Here is a 16,175-nt window from a genome sequence, read left to right on the forward strand (position 1 = left end):
GCCGCCCCGCTGGGGCGCGTCGGGAGCGCACACGCCCTCGGTGCCGGACCGCAGGTAGCACCTACACTCGTCGGGCGGTTCCTCCCGTTCCCCTGGAGAGCACTTGTCGTCCACCTTCGACATAGACGATGCCCCGGCCGAGCCGGTAGACGGGCGCACGGCCCGGGCCGTGCGCACCAGAGGGGCGATCGTGGATGCCACGCTGGCCTTGCTGGCCAGCGGAGATGTCCGCCCCAGCGCGCCGCGCATCGCCGAGAAGGCTGAGGTGTCGGTCCGGTCGGTGTTCCAGCACTTCGACGATCTCGAAACCCTCTACGCCGCGGTGGGAGCTCGGGTCACCGAACAGCTCGCCGAACTGGTCCGCCCCGTCGACATGGCGCTCGGACCGGCCGAGAGGGTGGTGGCGTTCTGCCAGCAGCGGGGACGGATCAACGAGGCTCTCACCCCCACGCTGCGGGCTGCGGTGGTCCACGCCCCCGGTTCGCCCACCATCAACAGCCAGTTCCAGGCCGGTCACGACTTCGTGGCCGCCCGTTTGGCCGAAGCGTTCGCTCCCGAACTCGATCGGGCCGGGGATCGCCGTGAACTGGTGTTGGATTCCCTGGTGGCCGTCGGGTCGTGGTCCACCTGGAACTCGATCCGCACCCTCGGGAGTAGAGGTCCGGCCGAGGCCGAACTGGTGGTGGCCAACCTGGTGGCCTCGATCCTGGGTGATGTGCTGGGAGAATCGCTCACCGCCGCAGTGAGTGAGTTGTACGACTCCGGGTGGGCCCCGCAGTGAGCAGCCCCGAGATGCGGGCGTGGGCCCTTCACCTTGCTCCGCGCCTGGGCTCGGTGGCCCGGTTGTACCTGCCCGGATCAGCGATCGATGCCCGGCGCCGGGAGTTGTTGGGCGCGGTGGTGTCAGGTGCACTCGACGTGGGCTCCCTGGTCGGCCTGCACGCGGCCTGGTTGGAGGTTCTGGGTCCCGCAGAGCTCGACGACGTGGACGACGAGGTGATGGCCTGGGCCGCTGGTGCCGCGGTGTGCGCCCACCCCGACCAGGTCGAGGACCCGGCCGTGCCGCTCGATGAACCCTCCCGCCAGGCCCTCTTCGCCGGGGTTGCCCACGCCGTGGTGGTGGCCCGGACGCTGAACAGCGCCCGCTCGGTGCTGGATCGGGTTGTCGGGCGTCAGGCCCGATCGGTGACCGGCCTGGCTTCGGATCTGGCCGACGTGGCCCTGGGTGCTCCGGTGTCCATCCCCCTGATGGCGGCGGCTGGGGCGGTGGGCACGCTGGGGCGGGTGATCCCCGACCCTCCCACCGTGGTGGTGGACCCCGAACCCGACCTGCTCACCCAGCTCCTGGCCGAGGCCATGCCAACGTGGCTGGGGGGGATCTCGGGCCGGCTGTTGGTGGCGGCGCTGCCGGTGCCGGTGCCGGTGGCGTGGCGGTCGGGCGAGTCCGGGGCCACGGCGCGGGTCGGTCGAGGCGTGGTGCAGATAGAGAACGGTCTGGCCACCGATGCCTGGGCGCTGATCGACGGTGATGTCGACTCCCTGGTGCGGGCTGGTTCGCGGACCCTGTCCCGGGAGGTCCGGGCCGCAGGTGCGCAAGCCTGATCGGGCTGGCTTGTACCGTCACCGCCCGCCGGCCCGGACATTGGCCCAGGCTCGGGGTCTGTTGTGGCGGGTCGATGGGGATGAGACCGTGGTCATGCGAGCCTCGGACCGTCAGGTGGCGGTACTCGATGGTCTGACCGCTCTGGTCTGGGCCCAGGCGGGTCGCGCTGGTGAACCGCCGGCGAAGGATGACGTGATCACGGGGCTGGTCGGCGCCGACGTCTCATCGGAGCCAGGGACCCGCCGCCTCGCGCCAGTCGTCGACCGCACCGGCCCAGGCCGTTTCGACCCCGGCGGGGACGGGTCCGAGGTGGCCCTTGTCGAGGTGGCGATCGACGCCCTGGTGTCGGCGGGTCTCCTGGTCGACCAGGAGGTGGCCGTCGAGTCTGCGGCGGCCCTCCGGTCGAACCGAGCGCAACCCGGTGTCAGAGCGCAACCCGGCGTCCGAGCCCAACCCGGTGTCCGACACGAGGGTGATGACATGCGGCGCCCTGGGGACCGACACCGAAGCGATGGAACGGACCCGACGGTTCGCGTTCTCGGGTCGCTCCGGCTGCCCGACGTCCACCTCGGCGGGGCCGGCGGGAGTCGATCCGAAGATCGGGTCGATGAGCCCTCGGTGGAGGCGATCCTACGGGCGGTAGCTGTCCAGCACCTGCCGGGGGCGCCCACGGTGGACGTCGACCTGACCGCCGCCGAGGGCTGGTCTGGGGCGGTGGTGGCGGCGGCGAAGCGGCTTCAGCTCACCGGGTCGGTGATGGCTGGCGTGAGGCGCTCACGGTTGAGGCTTACCTCGGCGGCCCGGGCCGAACTGGAGCGGGCCCACCGTGACGAGCTAGTGCTGTGCCTGCATCGAGAGGCAGAGCTGCTGGCGCTGAGGGAGCGGCTGTCGGCGGTGGCCGACGAGGGTGACCTGCTGGTCCTCAAGGGGCCGGCAATCGCCCATCTCGATGAGCCCGACCCGTCGTGGCGTTCGTTCAACGACATCGACCTGCTGGTGAGAGCCGACCGCCTCGACGCCGTGGTCAGAACCCTCATGGTCGACGGGGCCTCTCGGCCGTGGGCGGAACGTAGGCCCGGCTTCGATGCCCGATTCGCCAAGTCGGTGACGCTGACGGTGGCCAGCGGCATGGAGCTGGACCTACATCGGTCGTTGTGCGATGGCGTTCACGGCTTTCGGGTTCCGCTACACCGGTTGTTCGAGATGGCCCAGCCCTGGGCCCTAGGCGGTCAGACGATGACGGCGCTGGCCCCGGTGCACCGTCTGCTCCATGCCGGCCACCACGCCGTGCTGGGTTCAGCCCGTCCCAAGCTGATGAGCGTGAGGGATCTGGCCGGCTACCTGGCCAGGGGTGAGGTCTCGGTGGAGGAAGCCACGCTGGAGGCCGACCGTTGGGGTGGGACTGCGGTACTGGCCGAGGCGGTCCGGGTCACCGGTGCCACCTTCGGGTGGCTGCCGCAACGGTGGGCCCTGTGGGCCGAGGGGGTGGACGTGTCGGATCGAGAGCGTCGGATCATCGCCCGCCAGCAGGTGGAGGGCTCCTCGTTCGGCCCGGCCAAGGTTTCTGCCATCAGGGAGCTGGGGTGGGCGGACCGTCCCGCCTTCGCCTTTGGTGTGGCGTTTCCCTCTGGTGACCACCTCCGATCGCGGGGCCTCACCCGATGGGCTCAGCTCTCGGGTGGTCGACGGGTGGATTGGAGACGGTTGGTGTGACGGCGTGGACGATCCACGCCGTCACACCGTGCGATCAGCCGCCCAGTGCCTTGAGGGTGAGCTGGAGCTCCTCGGTGAGGTTGGCCGGAACGGCGTACCCGTCGAGGTTGCGGATCTGGTCGAAGTTGTCGCGGATGTCTTCGACGGTGAGGCTCTCCGTGTCGGTGTAGCCGGGCGTGACACCGGTGAAGATCCGGGCCACGTGGCCGCCGCCGCAGGAGAAGACCTCGCCGCTGACCGGGCATTCCTCATGGGCCAGCCAGGCCACTACCGGGGTGATGAACTCGGGGCCGAGCTTGTCCACGAGGGGGCCGAGCAGGTCCTCGGTCATGCGGGACTTGGCCACCGGGGCGATGGCGTTGGCCTTGATGTTGTTCTTGGCGCCCTCTACCGCCAGCACCCGGGTGAAGCCGACCAGGCCGGCCTTGGCCGCGCCGTAGTTGGTCTGGCCGAAGTTCCCGAAGATGCCGGCCGCAGAGGAAGTGTTGACGATGCGGCCGTAGTTCTGTTCGCGCATCACGCCCCAGGCGGCCAGGGTGACGTAGAAGGCACCCTTGAGGTGGACGTCGATGACCGGCTCGAGCTTCTCCGCGTCCATGTTCTTGAACGCAGCGTCTCGCAGGATGCCGGCGTTGTTGATGACGATGTCGATCTTGCCGAAGGCGTCGAGGCCGGTCTGGATGATGGCCTTGCCGCCTTCGGGGGTCGCCACAGAGTCGTAGTTGGCCACGGCCTCGCCGCCGGCGGCCTTGATCTCGTCGACGACCTGCTGGGCGGCGGTGTGGGAACCACCCTGGCCGTCCACCGATCCGCCCAGGTCGTTGACCACGATGAGGGCGCCTCGCTTGGCCAGCTCCAGGGCGTGTGATCGGCCGAGGCCACCTCCTGCGCCGGTGATGACCGCGACCTTGCCGTCGTAACCGAGATCTGCCATGGGTAACTCCTAGAGAGGTTTGTTTGGTGGGCGTGTTGACGGTAGTCGCGGCTTGTGAAGCGACCGAAGGCCGAGGGGGCTTCGGTCACGTCAACGAAGCCACCAGCGCGTCGTCCGATAGATGTAGAGCGGCGGGGAGGTCTGGTCTTTCGGCCAGTGCGGCCGCGGTGCGAAGGGCTGTCTCACCTCGGTGGGTGTCGGGTGAATCCTGGCTGGGCCAGGCATCGGCGGCCCCTCGAAATGCCATGAGCGCCACCCGCCATCCGGTCAGAGGTGGGCTCAGATCGCTCAGGTCGTGGCCGGCGTTGATCAGGAATGACACCTCGTAGTCGGGAGCCAGGTCATCGATCCTGGTCACCGTCAGCCGAGAGCCAAACGCGACTTCTGGTGTCGAGGTGAGGTCGAGGAGGTTCATGGCCTCGGCCACCACCCCGGTGGGTGTGGGCGCAACGACGACCTGGGCGGTGGCCGGGTCCAAGGCGGTCAGGACCGACGGAAGCGCCCGCCAGCCCCGCTGTTCCAGGCGCCGGCCGAATTGGGTCCACATGTGGCGGGCTCGGCCGTGCAGCAACGCAACCTCTCCGTCTCGATGGAGGAGCAGCGAGTCGAGCCACACCACCTCGGGATCGGTGGCTAGCCAGGCCAAGGACGCGAGGTACCAGCAGAACTGGTGGATCAGCGCGTCACGGTCCGTCGAGCGGGCATAGACCCGCCCCCCTCGGCCGTAGAGGGCGTGTACCCCCCGCTCTCGTTCGGACATGGCCACCGCCAACTCGAGGGGGGTGGTGTCGTCTATGGCGTCTCGCGTCGTGGGGTGGAACCCGGTCAGGCCGGTGAGGACCTGTGAGAGCCGCTCGTCGGTGCTCGACACGGTGAGGAGTCGATTCTCGAGGTGCAGGTCGGTGATGGTCGAGGCGTCAAGCCTCCACCAGTCGCGGTCGCACACGGTCACGGGACGACCGAGGGCGGTCACGTTCGGGCGAGGGTGGTGGGTGCCGTCGTCCAGTAGGCCGACCCGAGCGAACATGACCGCGAGGTGTTGAAGTTCGATGAGCGCTTCCGAGCGGTCTCGGGCTTCTATGTCGGCGAGGGCGTCGGCCAGCGGGGGAAGGGGGGAGCCGTCGAATGCGTCGAGCACGGCCAGGGCCCGCCGGTCCAGCACCACGGGTGCCGCCCACGGGGCCCAGGCCAGGAACTGGTCCGCGCACGGCCACCGCCAAACGGCGTCTCGGACCTGAGGACGGTCGAGGAAGGACGTGAGCAGGTTCAGGTCAGACGCAGGTGATGCGCCAGTTCATGTTTCCGAAACCATTGGGGTAGGCGGCGGTGCCGATGAAGATGGTGCCGCCGAGCTGGTTGCCGGTGCTGTCGATGTGCCCGGTGTCGTAGACGACGGTGGTGCCGTTGAGCAGCTCCATCTTGCACTGGTAGCCGACCGGCTCCTTGTAGCAGTCGGTCCGGCCGCCCAAGAAATCGTAGCGAACCGACTCAGTGTTGAGCGCGGTGCAACCCTGGAAGGCGAAGTTCCACCATCCGCTGTTGGCCGGGATGGTCGGGTGGGTTAGGTCGACGGCGAAGGAATCCGGCCCGAAGCACCCCAGGGTCTTGGTGGCCGTGCCGGTCATGACGATGGGGGCGGTGCTGGCCGCGGCAGCGAAGGTCGGCACGATCGACATTCCGTTGATCGATGGCGCGGCCCAAGCCGCGCCAGCCACTGCGCCGATGCCCGCCGCTTTGCGCATGGCGTCACGCCTGGTGATGCTGGCGTCGTCGGCCTGGTTGTTCTCTCGATCGCTCATCTAGCCCTCCTCAAATCAGGTCGGGGACATATTAGAGGATCCTGTTGCCTCATGTCAAAACCTCCGGGAGGGCTAGTTCGTTGCCTCACCTAAGACCTCCGGACGGTCGCGCTTGTTGAAGGCCCGGTTGATGGGTCTGGGTGGGGCAGCGGTTTTGGACAGGGCGAGGCGTTCGAGTTGCGCTGCGAGTTGGTCGATGCGGCGTTGAAGTTGCCCGGGTCGGATGGTGTTGCGGGCCCGGGTTAGAGCGGCCTTCTTCGCTGGGGTGAGCACGCCCGCGGCCAGGGCACGTTGGTGCGGGGTCTGTGCGGTGTCGTGGCGTTTGATGATCTTGGCGCCGACACGTTCGCGGCTGATCAGCTTCTGTTGGGCGCACAGCAGGTTCGTGAAGTGGTGGTCGAGGTCCCAGATCTCGTTGAGGAGCTTGAGCTCGGCGGGGGTGTCGAAACGGAGGTAGCCGACGAGGCTTCGGACGTGGGTCCAGTTCTTCTGCTCGACGTGGCTGCCGTCGTTCTTGTTGCCGGGCCGGCCCCTGGTGAAGGTGATCTTGTTGGCGAGGCAGTAGTCGTAGAGATGGGAGTTGATGAACTCCGAACCGTTGTCGGAATCGATGCCCAGGATCGGGAACGGGAACCGTGCTGAGGCGTGCTTGATCGCTTCGACAACGTGGATCGCGGCCTTGTTCGGGATCGAGCGGTTCACGGTCCAACCCGTTGCCACGTCAGTGATCGTGAGGGTGAAGCAGAACTCGCCGTAGCTGTTGCCTCCTTCGTGGCCGACCAAGTCGATCTCCACGAACCCGGGTTTGTTCTCGTCCCATTCAGACCAGGTTCGGATCGGGATCTGCGATTTCAACAACGATCCCGGCTTGGTGTGGGACCGGCCCGTGAACCCCGCGACAGCTTTCGAGTTCGCCAGGCGCCGATCGATCGTCGCAGCCGACATCGCCACCAGCAGGTCGGCCTCCGCGTCGGTGAGCACGAGCTCGCCATCGCGGCGCAGTAGCGGCACCAGCGTCTCGAGCATCGGCGCCAGGCGCTTGCCGGCCGGGCAGCGGGCGACCCGCCAGCACTGCTCCAGACCTGACACCACCCGGGCCGAATACGTTGGCGTCCGGGGCTTGCGGGACCCGGCGGCACGGACCGTTCCGGCCTGGCGCAGCTGTGCCCGGGCCCAGTCGCGATGCCAGCCGGTCAGCTCGACGAGTTGGTCAAGGATCTGTGTCTTTTCCGGCCGTGTCGCCTGCCGGTACTTCGTTGCCATCTGGTTCGTGACCGCACGCCGTTGCGCCATCGAGAGTCCCATCGATCAGGCGTAGCGGGCCACACCCCAAACGGAGGAACTACATGAGGCAACGAATCCCCCTACGCGGAGGTTTCGAGTGAGTCAATGCGGGATCACGGGATGGGGAGTGCAGCGGATTGGTGGCTCGGGCGCGACCTCGCTGTCGGGGACGGGGTCGCCGTCATGGCCAGACGAGCTCGGAGATCGCGAACACGAGCAGGTTCACCGCCACGAAGGCGGCGGCTGCGATGGCCACGAGGACGAGACGGTGCCTCATAGGTCCAGTCTGCCTTGGTCGCCAGATCCGAAGGGAGGTGACTTCTCTGGGCGGTCGACTTGGGTAGGGCATCGGGGGATCTACCATCGCTCTATCCGGCTCCGTTGCTGATCTACGAGGCGAACCGCGATGAACCGAACTCGCCTGATCGGGAGTCGAGCGTTGAAGGTGACCGACCCGACCCGCTCTGATCCGACCAGCACCGTTCCGTGACCAGAATCCACTCCGACACCACAGACGCACAGTCGGCGACGCCTACCGCACCGCCCGGTCCGGTGGGGATCGGGCCGGCGGGTGGGATCGTTCACCTGGAGTCGGGAGGGCTTTCCCCGGCGAGGGCCACCTACCGACGGTTGGTGATCCTCGACCACGGGAGCGGTGTTGTGCCCGCCGCTCTGGCCCCGCTGGGTCTGCCCCGTGAGGGATGTGTCGCCATCGCCCGACGGTCGATGGGAGACGACGTCACCGTGGTCGATGGCGACCCGTTGGTCGTCCATCTGGAGCCTCAACCGGTGGCGACGGTGCGGGTACGTCCCGAGTGGGGTGGGGAGCGGGTGGTGGCGGTCGAGAGCGTGGCGGTCACCGTGCTGAGCCTGGTGAGCCGGCGGTTCTTGGACATGGGGCCGAGTGGAACCCTTCACGGCGGAGCGGTGGCCGATCCTCTGGGGCGGGCCGTGCTCGTCCTGGCTGCCTCTGGCACCGGGAAGTCGACGTTGGTATCGCACCTGGTCGGCCAGGGGTTCGATCTGGTGAACGACGAACAGGTGGTTCTCGACGGGGTGTCCGGCATGGTGCATTCGTTCACCCGTCCGGTGGTGGCCAAGGTCGGGGGCCTGGGCGCGCTGCCGGCCGGCGCGGCGACGGGACGAGTCGAGTCCCCTGGTCCGCTCCTGTTGTGCGCATCGGACCTCGGCGGTGGTCAACGGCTGGTGGCCGAGCCCGCGGTGGTGGTGATCCTGGACCGGCGGTTGGGCAACGAGGTGAGGTGGGAACAGCTCGGTTTCGGCGCCGCCATGGAAGCGCTGTGCATGAACAACCTCGACCTCAGCCGTGATCCGGTGTCGGTGCTCGACGCCTTCGCCCGGCTGGTGGCGAAGGTTCCCGTTGTGCGACTGTCCTACGAGCATGCGGCGGAGGCGATGGAGGTGATCGAGAGGCTCATGGCCGACCCGCCTTCGCCTTCGGGTGGCCGATGGGTCCTGGAGGTCGAGAAGACCGCGGTCGAGGTGCAACCTGCTCCGACTACCGCGACGCTGGCGGAGCCGTCCCCAGACGGGCCCTGGTCGTGGGGATCGACGGTGAGGGTGTGGTCCTGCGGTGAGCTGGTGGCATATCAACCTGAGGCCGGTACGGTCGTGAGCGTGAACGCGGCAGGTGCGGCGCTGCTGTGGGACCTGACCGTCGGCGCCGTCGAGATGACGGGTCCCGGTGGAGAGCTGGTTTCCGAACTGGCGGCCCTGGGCTTCATCCACCAGCGACCCGCAACCATTGGTGACGGTGCAAGATGACGCTGGGCCCCGATCACGTCCGGTTGACGCGTCGGACAGACCTGTTTACCCGTCGATGCGGCGCGTCGATCCTGCTGCTGGGTCGGGGTGAGGAACAGTTGCACCGGTTGCAAGGCGTCACGGCCGGAGTGTGGGTGGAGCTGGACACACCCCACACGCTCTCCGAGTTGATCGCCGTGGCCCAGGGGGCGGCGGTGGGGGTAGGCGGCGACGTGGTTGACCAAGCGGTCAGGGACGCGGTCGAGGCTATGTCGGCGGCGGGCCTTGTCGAGGTGGGACCTCACCAGCATGCGGAGGATGACGATGCTGGTCGACAGTGATCAGTCGGTGGACCACGGGTTCGGGTCCCAGCTCGAACATCTGGTGGCCACGACTGCGCCCATGGTCCAAGGGGGCCAATCTGGGGGCCAGCCGGTCGACTGGAGCCACTTGGGGGTTGCGCTGGTGGAGTCGGTTCGGGTTGAACGGTTGACCGGTGCGCTCATGGCGGCGTCGGAGTCGGGCGCCGTTCTGTTGGGGGAAGCCCAGGTAGATCTGCTGGAGCGCCACCACCTCGACGCCCTGGCGTGGTGCATGAAGTTGGAGGATCGCCTGTGCGACGTGTCCGAGCGTCTCGCTGTCTCTGGGATCACGGACCTGCGGGTGGTCAAAGGGCCGGCGGTGGCGCATCTGGACGAGCTCGAGCCCGGTCTGCGTACCTTCGGGGACCTGGATCTGGTGGTGCGAGGTAGCGACATCGATCGAACCGTTGAGGTGCTGGTGGCGATGGGGGCCGATCGTCCCTATCCCCAGCGGCGGCCCGGCTTCGATGGCCGCTTCGCCAAGTCGGTGACGCTCACGTTCTCGGACCACGTCGAGATAGACCTCCATAGAACCATCTGTGACGGTGTCCATGCCGTGCGGGTCCCCGTTGAGCGGTTGTTCGACGATCCCGTCCACTTCGACCTTGCCGGTGTGACCATGTCGGCGCCGACGCGGGTCGTGCGAGTCCTTCACGCCGCCTATCACGCAATGCTGGGCTCGCCGATCCCACGGTTGATGAGCCGTCGGGACCTGCTGGGCTACCTGCTCTCCTCGGAGGTCGAGGTCGACGGTGTGGTCAGCGAAGCCGAAGCCTGGAACGGCACCGCCGTGCTCCACGAGGCGGCGGCATCGATCCTCTCGCTGCCGGGAGTGAGCCTCCCACGGTGGAAGGCCTGGTTCGATGAGGTAGATCCCAGCCCGAGCGAGCGTCGCATCATCATGGCCCAGCGACGAGATGGATCCTCCTACGGCCGTTCCCGGTTGAGGGTGGTGTCCGAGTTGCCCAACTGGGGGGACCGATGGGCGTATACGGCCGGTGTCTTGTTCCCGTCCCGGGAACACCTGAGTGCACGGGACATGAACCGGTCCAAGCTGTTGCAGCGAGGAGCCCGACGTCAGCGCCGTGATCACGGTGGCTGAGCCTGGATCCGCCGAACTGCAGAGCCTTCCGGCGGTGTTCTGTCGCCGGCCTCCGACTGGATGGGGAAGGAGCGGGCGACGCCCCGCGGTCGAGGTGATGGGTATCCTCCGGTCGTGAGCGACGTCGGCCCGGCCCGGGACCTGGTGATTGTGGGGGCTGGGGGCCATGGTCGCGAGGTGTTCGAACTGGTCGTGGCCGTGAACGCAGCCGATCCCGGCCCGGCCTGGAACCTCCTGGGTTTCCTCGACGATGCCGTACCGGATGGGGAGTCCGAGGCCAGGCTGTCCCGGTTGGGTGCCCGCGTCTTGGGCGGTGTGGACACGGTGGGAGATTGCGGATCGGATCAACTCGTGGCCGTGGTGGCGGTGGGTGATGCGATGCTGCGCAGCCGGCTATCGGCTCAGGTGCGTGCGGCCGGTGTGGCCTTGGCGCCTGCGCTGGTCCATCCCACTGCCTCGGTGGGTCGAGACGTGCGCCTAGGTGACGGTTCGGTCGTCGCCGCGGGGAGCATCATCACCACCAACGTCGAGGTGGGGGAGGGCGTGCAGGTGAACGTGGGTTGCAGCCTGTCCCACGACGTGATCTTGAGGGATCACGTCACCTTGAGCCCGGGCTGTCGTCTCACCGGTGGCGTCGAGGTCGGTGAGCGCAGCTTCTTCGGCGTGGGCGCTGTGGCCGGTCCCCGGGTTCGCGTCGGCCCAGACGCCAGGGTCGGGGCGGGAGCGGTGGTGCTCCACGATGTTGCCGCCGCCACCACCGTCCACGGGGTTCCGGCCCGACCGAGCTCTCTCGGCAACGGCTGAGATCGACGCCGTGTCTCGATCTGGGGCGGTTCGGTCACCGGGGGCCGGTGGTCGCCGGAAGCTGATCCACGTGACCACGGTGGACATGAGCCTGGACCTGTTGCTCAAGCCGCAGCTCCAGGCCTTTGCTCGGGCCGGGTATGAGGTCGTGGGGGCGTCAGCCCCCGGACCCCACGTGGGAGCGCTCGAAGCGGCCGGGATCCGTCATGTGGCGCTGGCCAATGCCACCCGGGCCATGGACCCGAGACGGGACCTGGCCCTGATCGGGGAGCTGTACCGCCTGTTCCGCCATGAACGCCCCGACATCGTGCACCTGCACAACCCGAAGCCGGGTTGGTTCGGTCGTCCGGCGGCCCGGGCTGCCCGGGTGCCGGTGGTGGTTAACACCGTCCACGGCCTGTACGCCACCCCCGAAGACTCCTGGCCGCGCCGAGCGGTGGTCTATGGGCTGGAACGCCTGGCGGCAGCGTGCTCCCATGCTGAATTGCTCCAGAGCGTGGAGGACGTGGCCGTGCTTCGACGGCTGCGGGTCCCAGCGAATCGGATCCATGTGTTGGGCAACGGTGTGGATCTGTCGCGGTTTTCGGTCCCCACCACCGAAGCCAGGGCCGCGGCTCGCGCCCGGTTCGGTGTGACCGAAGACCAGGTGGCGGTCGGCGTTGTGGCCCGACTGGTGTGGGAGAAGGGTCTGGCCGAGGTGATCGAGGCGGCCTCGGCCTTGCGTGAGACTGATCCCCAGGTGCGATGGCTGGTGGTCGGTCCTCTTGATTCCGACAAGTCCGATGGTCTGGTGGAGGCCGACCTGGCTCGGGTGTCGGGCGAGTCCGGGATCACGTTCCTGGGTCAGCGTTCCGATGTGGAGGACTGCTACCGGGCGTTGGACGTGTACGTGTTGGCCTCGTACCGTGAGGGCTTTCCCCGGTCGGCCATGGAGGCCGCCGCCACCGGGGTGCCGCTGGTGGTCACCGACATCAGGGGATGTCGTCAGGTGGTCGACGACGGGGGGAACGGTCTGTTGGTCCGAGCGCGTGATGCTGGGTCGCTGAGCGAGGCCGTGTCTGTGCTGGCCAACGATGGGCGGCGGCGAGCCCACATGGGGGAGGCGTCGCGGGTCAAGGCGGTCGAGGAGTTCGACCAGCGACGGGTGATCGACATCACCTTGGCCACCTACCGACGCCTTCTCGGCGAGCGGGGTCTGTCGGCTCCCTGACCGCGGTGCCCGCCGCGGTGCCGCCCAGATCAGGTTTCAGCGACAGGTTTCAGCGACAGTCTTTCGAGATCAGGTCTCGAGGACCTCGCCGATGATGGCGGCCATCTCCTCGAGGTCCTCGGTGGTGATTCGGGACTGGAACGGGAGCGACACCACCTGTTCGGCCACCGACTCGGTGACGGGCAGCTTGTGGTCGGCGAGCCCCACGAAGGCGGGTTCGAGGTGGGCGGGCGGGAAGTAGCGGCGGGTCTCGATGCCGACCTGATCGAGGGCGTCCATGACCAGGTCACGGAGTCGGGGCGGAACCTTGATGGTGTAGATGGTGTGGGGGTGGGTTCGGTCGGGGAGCTCGGTTGGCGCCTCGACGTCGGCGAGGTCGGCCAACAGGGCGGCCATGGTCTGCGCGTTGGCAGCCTTGACGGCCAGGATCTCGTCGAGGCGGTCGAGCTGCTTGACGCCCAGCGCCGACTGCATCTCCGACAGCCGCCAGTTGTAGCCGACGATCTCGTGGTGGTAGGGCCGGTCCATGCCGTGGTTGCGCAGCAGACGCATCCGGTGGGCAAGGTCGGCGTCGTCGGTGGTGACGACGGCCCCTTCGCCGGTGGTGATGGCCTTGACCGGGGTGAAGCTGAACATGGCGGCCCGACCCAAGGACCCTGCTGGCCGCCCGCGGTAGCTGGCCCCGTGGGCTTGGGCCGCGTCTTCGAACACGCTGAGCCCGTGGGCGGTGGCCAACTCCAACAGGCGGTCCATGTCTGCGGGCTGACCGCCGTAGTGGACCGGCACGATGGCCTTGGTCCGTGGGGTGATGCACCGGGCCACCGCAGCGGGATCGATGTTGAAGGTGATGGGATCGATGTCGGCGAACACCGGGGTGGCTCCGACGTGGACGACCGATGTGGCGGTGGCGATGAAGGTGAACGACGGAACGATCACCTCGTCTCCCGGGCCGATCCCGGCTGCCAGGTACATGGCGGCCAGGGCGACGGTGCCGTTGGCGAAGGCCACGGCGTGGTCGGTGCCATGGCGGAAGGCCATGGCGGCCTCGAAACGTCTGGTCCAGGGGCCGTTGGTCAGGACCCCGGACTCGATCACACTGGTGACCGCCTCGGTCTCCTCGGTGCCCATCACCGGGGAGGCGAGGCGGAGGCGATAGTCCTTGGCCGGTGGCGTGTCGGCGCCGTACAGCGACGCCAACGGGTCATATCCAGACCCGGCCCGTACCGGCGGCGGGGTCACGGGCATGGTGAGCCGCCGACGTTGTCTGGCCCAGGGTCGACCACCCCGGTCGGGCTGGTATCGGCGCTAGGGCTCGTATCGGGCATCGTTTTGGACATGGCGGCGGATCCCATGAACTCGGGCATGGTGGCGTGACCCTCCGCAGAGATCCCCTCACGCTTCACCACGGATCGTAGGGTACGCGCCAGTATCCGTGCGTCCAACGCGACGGTCCAGGTGTCCACATAGGTCACGTCGAGGTGGAACCGGTCGTCCCAGTCCAAGGCGTTGCGTCCGTTGACCTGGGCCAGACCGGTGATTCCGGGTTTGACGTCGTGGCGGCGGGCTTGTTCGGGCGAGTAGCGGTCCAGGTAGGCGGGGAGCAGCGGGCGGGGACCGACGAGAGCCATCTCGCCTCGTATGACGTTCAACAGCTCGGGTAGTTCGTCGAGACTGGTACGGCGCAGGAACGCCCCGAGGCGGGTCAGTCGGTCGGCGTCGCTGCCCGCCCCGGTACGCATGGTCCGGAACTTGAGCACGTCGAACAACTCGCCGTGCAGGCCGGGGCGACGCTGGCGGAACAGCACGGGGCTACCCATGGTGAGGCGAATCGCTACTGCTATGCCGGCCATGGGGACGGCGGCCACGACCAGGCCGGCCAGGGCCAGCGCGAGGTCCATGAGGCGTTTGAGGACGGGGGAACGCACCGGAACGGTCTCAGAGCTCAGTGCTGGGCGGTGCTCAGGGCTCGATGCCGAGTTCGGCCATGGCGTAGCGGCGCATGGCTTTGTAGTCGACCTTGCCGTTGGGGGCTCGCCCGATCGTGTTGATGACCAGCACCGACTTGGGGGCCTTGTAGCTGGCCAGCTTCTCTTTGACCGAAGCCACCAGCCCTGCCGCGTCGAGTTCGACGCCGGCCTCCAGCTGGATCACGGCGGTGATGGCTTCGCCGAAACGGTCGTCGGGAACTCCCACCACCACGGCGTCGGCCACGTCGGGGTGGATCTTGAGCGCCTCTTCGACCTCTTCGGGGAACACCTTCTCGCCGCCGGTGTTGATGCACACAGACCCTCTGCCGAGGAGGGTGATGGAGCCGTCGGCTTCGACGGTGGCGAAGTCTCCAGGGATCGAGTAGCGCTGGCCGTCCACGGTGATGAAGGTCGCCGCGGTCTTGTCGGGGTCCTTGTAGTAGCCGATGGGCTGGAAGCCACCGACCGCAACCCGGCCGATCTCGCCTGAGCCGGGCTCGACCTCTCGGTGGTCCTCGGTGAACACCTTGGTGTTGGGGCCGACCGTGAACTTGGCGGTGCCGGAGTCGACGCCGGCCGCGCTGATCGACTGGCCCATGCCGATGGCCTCTGACGAGCTGAAGGCGTCCACGATCATGGCGTGGGGGAGGTGGCGGATCAGTCCGGACTTGGAGGCCTCGGAGAACATCACCCCAGACGAGGCGATGAGGAACAGGCTGGACAGGTCCCAGCGGTCGGGCTCGGCGTCGAGGGCTCGCAACATCGGCTTGGCGAAGGCGTCTCCGACGATGGCGATGGTGTTGATGCGGTTGGTCTCGATGGTGTCGAACAGTTCGACGATGTCGAGGTTGGGGCTCTCGAGGGTGACCACGCATCCGCCGCCGGACAATACGATCAGCTGGGTCATGCACCCGGTGCCGTGCATCAGCGGACAGGCGGGTAGACCGACCATGCCGACTTGTTGGACCAGTTCGCGGGTGACCGAGTAGTCGACGGGGTCGTCGCGGTAGCGGGGGTTGACGCCCAGGGCGATCACGTTGCGGATGTGGTCGTCCACCCGCCACATCACGCCTTTGGGCATGCCGGTGGTGCCGCCGGTGTAGAGCATGTACAGGTGGTCGCCGCTGCGACCCCACGGGGCTTCCACCCGGCCCGGGTGGGCGGCGGCGGCCTGCTCGTAAGGGGTGGCCCAAGCCGGGCATGCTGCGGTGTCGTCGTCTACCCACAGCCACACCTTCACGCGGGGGACGCGGTCTCGGATCCGGTCGATGTTGTCGACGAAGTGCCCGTGGAACACCACCGCCTCGGTGTCGGCGTTGTCCCACAAGTAGACCAGTTCGTCGTCGGTGTAGCGGTAATTGGTGTTGACCGGAACCAGACCGGCCTTGAACGCCGCGAACATCGACTCCAGGTATTCGGGGCAGTTGTGGAGGTACTGGGCCACCTTGGCCTGTTCACCCAGCCCGGCATCGAGCAGGGCCCGGGCCACACCGTTGGCCCTGCGGTTCCACTCACCCCACGTGATGACCCGCTGGCCTTGTATCTGGGCGGGAGCGTCGGGGATCTGCTCCGCGACGGTTTCCCACAGCTCGGCGTAGTTCCATCCGGTCATGTCCTGCCCCTGCACGTGCTC

General features: G+C 67.8%; 15 protein-coding genes. 8 read left to right on the forward strand and 7 right to left on the reverse strand.

What is annotated here, in order from left to right; translation table 11 throughout:
• Window positions 1–103 precede the first annotated feature (103 nt).
• The 3 genes from IPG97_02265 to IPG97_02275 are packed head-to-tail and all read left to right on the forward strand — an operon-like array spanning window position 104 to window position 3,316.
• The gene (locus IPG97_02265) at window positions 104–781 is read left to right on the forward strand and encodes a TetR/AcrR family transcriptional regulator (protein MBK6855404.1); all 678 of its coding nucleotides are present in this window, start codon (window positions 104–106) and stop codon (window positions 779–781) included.
• Entirely contained in the window at window positions 778–1,602 is an 825-nt protein-coding gene (locus IPG97_02270) for a hypothetical protein (protein MBK6855405.1), read from the forward strand. Before IPG97_02265 ends, IPG97_02270 begins: the two co-directional genes overlap by 4 nt.
• A complete protein-coding gene (locus tag IPG97_02275; protein MBK6855406.1) occupies window positions 1,589–3,316 on the forward strand; it encodes a nucleotidyltransferase family protein in 1,728 nt (575 codons plus the stop codon). The genes IPG97_02270 and IPG97_02275 overlap by 14 nt, the downstream gene beginning before the upstream one ends.
• A gap of 34 nt (window positions 3,317–3,350) precedes the next feature.
• Here the strand turns inward: IPG97_02275 and IPG97_02280 are convergent, their stop codons facing one another.
• The 4 genes from IPG97_02280 to IPG97_02295 all read right to left on the reverse strand — a co-directional run bounded on the left by IPG97_02280 (window position 3,351) and on the right by IPG97_02295 (window position 7,354).
• Entirely contained in the window at window positions 3,351–4,250 is a 900-nt protein-coding gene (locus tag IPG97_02280; protein ID MBK6855407.1) for an SDR family oxidoreductase, read from the reverse strand.
• 85 nt (window positions 4,251–4,335) lie between these two features.
• Window positions 4,336–5,415: a hypothetical protein gene (locus IPG97_02285; GenBank protein MBK6855408.1), complete on the reverse strand. Its 1,080-nt coding sequence runs from the start codon at window positions 5,413–5,415 to the stop codon at window positions 4,336–4,338.
• 106 nt (window positions 5,416–5,521) lie between these two features.
• Entirely contained in the window at window positions 5,522–6,049 is a 528-nt protein-coding gene (locus tag IPG97_02290) for a hypothetical protein (GenBank protein ID MBK6855409.1), read from the reverse strand.
• A gap of 72 nt (window positions 6,050–6,121) precedes the next feature.
• The gene (locus tag IPG97_02295) at window positions 6,122–7,354 is read right to left on the reverse strand and encodes a transposase family protein (protein MBK6855410.1); all 1,233 of its coding nucleotides are present in this window, start codon (window positions 7,352–7,354) and stop codon (window positions 6,122–6,124) included.
• 612 nt (window positions 7,355–7,966) lie between these two features.
• On the opposite strand from IPG97_02295, the gene IPG97_02300 reads away from it, so the two are divergent.
• The 5 genes from IPG97_02300 to IPG97_02320 all read left to right on the forward strand — a co-directional run bounded on the left by IPG97_02300 (window position 7,967) and on the right by IPG97_02320 (window position 12,575).
• A complete protein-coding gene (locus tag IPG97_02300) occupies window positions 7,967–9,118 on the forward strand; it encodes a hypothetical protein (protein ID MBK6855411.1) in 1,152 nt (383 codons plus the stop codon).
• Window positions 9,115–9,438, forward strand: a complete 324-nt coding sequence (locus IPG97_02305) for a hypothetical protein (protein MBK6855412.1) — start codon at window positions 9,115–9,117, stop codon at window positions 9,436–9,438. Before IPG97_02300 ends, IPG97_02305 begins: the two co-directional genes overlap by 4 nt.
• Complete coding sequence (locus tag IPG97_02310) at window positions 9,416–10,561, forward strand: nucleotidyltransferase family protein (GenBank protein MBK6855413.1); 1,146 nt, start codon at window positions 9,416–9,418, stop codon at window positions 10,559–10,561. The genes IPG97_02305 and IPG97_02310 overlap by 23 nt, the downstream gene beginning before the upstream one ends.
• Window positions 10,562–10,621: 60 nt before the next feature.
• On the forward strand, window positions 10,622–11,365 hold the full coding sequence (locus IPG97_02315; GenBank protein MBK6855414.1) for a NeuD/PglB/VioB family sugar acetyltransferase: 744 nt from the start codon (window positions 10,622–10,624) through the stop codon (window positions 11,363–11,365).
• A gap of 70 nt (window positions 11,366–11,435) precedes the next feature.
• Complete coding sequence (locus IPG97_02320) at window positions 11,436–12,575, forward strand: glycosyltransferase family 4 protein (protein MBK6855415.1); 1,140 nt, start codon at window positions 11,436–11,438, stop codon at window positions 12,573–12,575.
• Window positions 12,576–12,644: 69 nt separating this feature from the next.
• Here the strand turns inward: IPG97_02320 and IPG97_02325 are convergent, their stop codons facing one another.
• The 3 genes from IPG97_02325 to IPG97_02335 all read right to left on the reverse strand — a co-directional run bounded on the left by IPG97_02325 (window position 12,645) and on the right by IPG97_02335 (window position 16,154).
• Window positions 12,645–13,820, reverse strand: coding sequence for a DegT/DnrJ/EryC1/StrS family aminotransferase (locus IPG97_02325; GenBank protein MBK6855416.1), 1,176 nt, complete (start codon window positions 13,818–13,820; stop codon window positions 12,645–12,647).
• Window positions 13,811–14,473 (reverse strand): sugar transferase, encoded by a 663-nt coding sequence (locus tag IPG97_02330; GenBank protein MBK6855417.1) that lies wholly within the window; start codon window positions 14,471–14,473, stop codon window positions 13,811–13,813. The genes IPG97_02325 and IPG97_02330 overlap by 10 nt, the downstream gene beginning before the upstream one ends.
• A 61-nt stretch (window positions 14,474–14,534) precedes the next feature.
• Window positions 14,535–16,154, reverse strand: coding sequence for an acyl-CoA synthetase (locus IPG97_02335; GenBank protein MBK6855418.1), 1,620 nt, complete (start codon window positions 16,152–16,154; stop codon window positions 14,535–14,537).
• Between the last annotated feature and the right edge of the window lie 21 nt (window positions 16,155–16,175).

The organism is Microthrixaceae bacterium, from assembly GCA_016702505.1.
GTDB lineage: Bacteria > Actinomycetota > Acidimicrobiia > Acidimicrobiales > Iamiaceae > Aquihabitans.

Excerpts from the sequence above, each read along its gene's own strand:
- IPG97_02310 (MBK6855413.1), top strand. The coding sequence starts at position 9,416 with ATGACGATGCTGGTCGACAGTGATCAGTCGGTGGACCACGGGTTCGGG.
- IPG97_02330 (MBK6855417.1), bottom strand. The coding sequence starts at position 14,473 with ATGGACCTCGCGCTGGCCCTGGCCGGCCTGGTCGTGGCCGCCGTCCCC.
- IPG97_02315 (MBK6855414.1), top strand. The coding sequence starts at position 10,622 with ATGGGGAAGGAGCGGGCGACGCCCCGCGGTCGAGGTGATGGGTATCCT.
- IPG97_02295 (MBK6855410.1), bottom strand. The coding sequence starts at position 7,354 with ATGGGACTCTCGATGGCGCAACGGCGTGCGGTCACGAACCAGATGGCA.
- IPG97_02290 (MBK6855409.1), bottom strand. The coding sequence starts at position 6,049 with ATGAGCGATCGAGAGAACAACCAGGCCGACGACGCCAGCATCACCAGG.
- IPG97_02335 (MBK6855418.1), bottom strand. The coding sequence starts at position 16,154 with ATGACCGGATGGAACTACGCCGAGCTGTGGGAAACCGTCGCGGAGCAG.
- IPG97_02305 (MBK6855412.1), top strand. The coding sequence starts at position 9,115 with ATGACGCTGGGCCCCGATCACGTCCGGTTGACGCGTCGGACAGACCTG.
- IPG97_02325 (MBK6855416.1), bottom strand. The coding sequence starts at position 13,820 with ATGCCCGTGACCCCGCCGCCGGTACGGGCCGGGTCTGGATATGACCCG.
- IPG97_02280 (MBK6855407.1), bottom strand. The coding sequence starts at position 4,250 with ATGGCAGATCTCGGTTACGACGGCAAGGTCGCGGTCATCACCGGCGCA.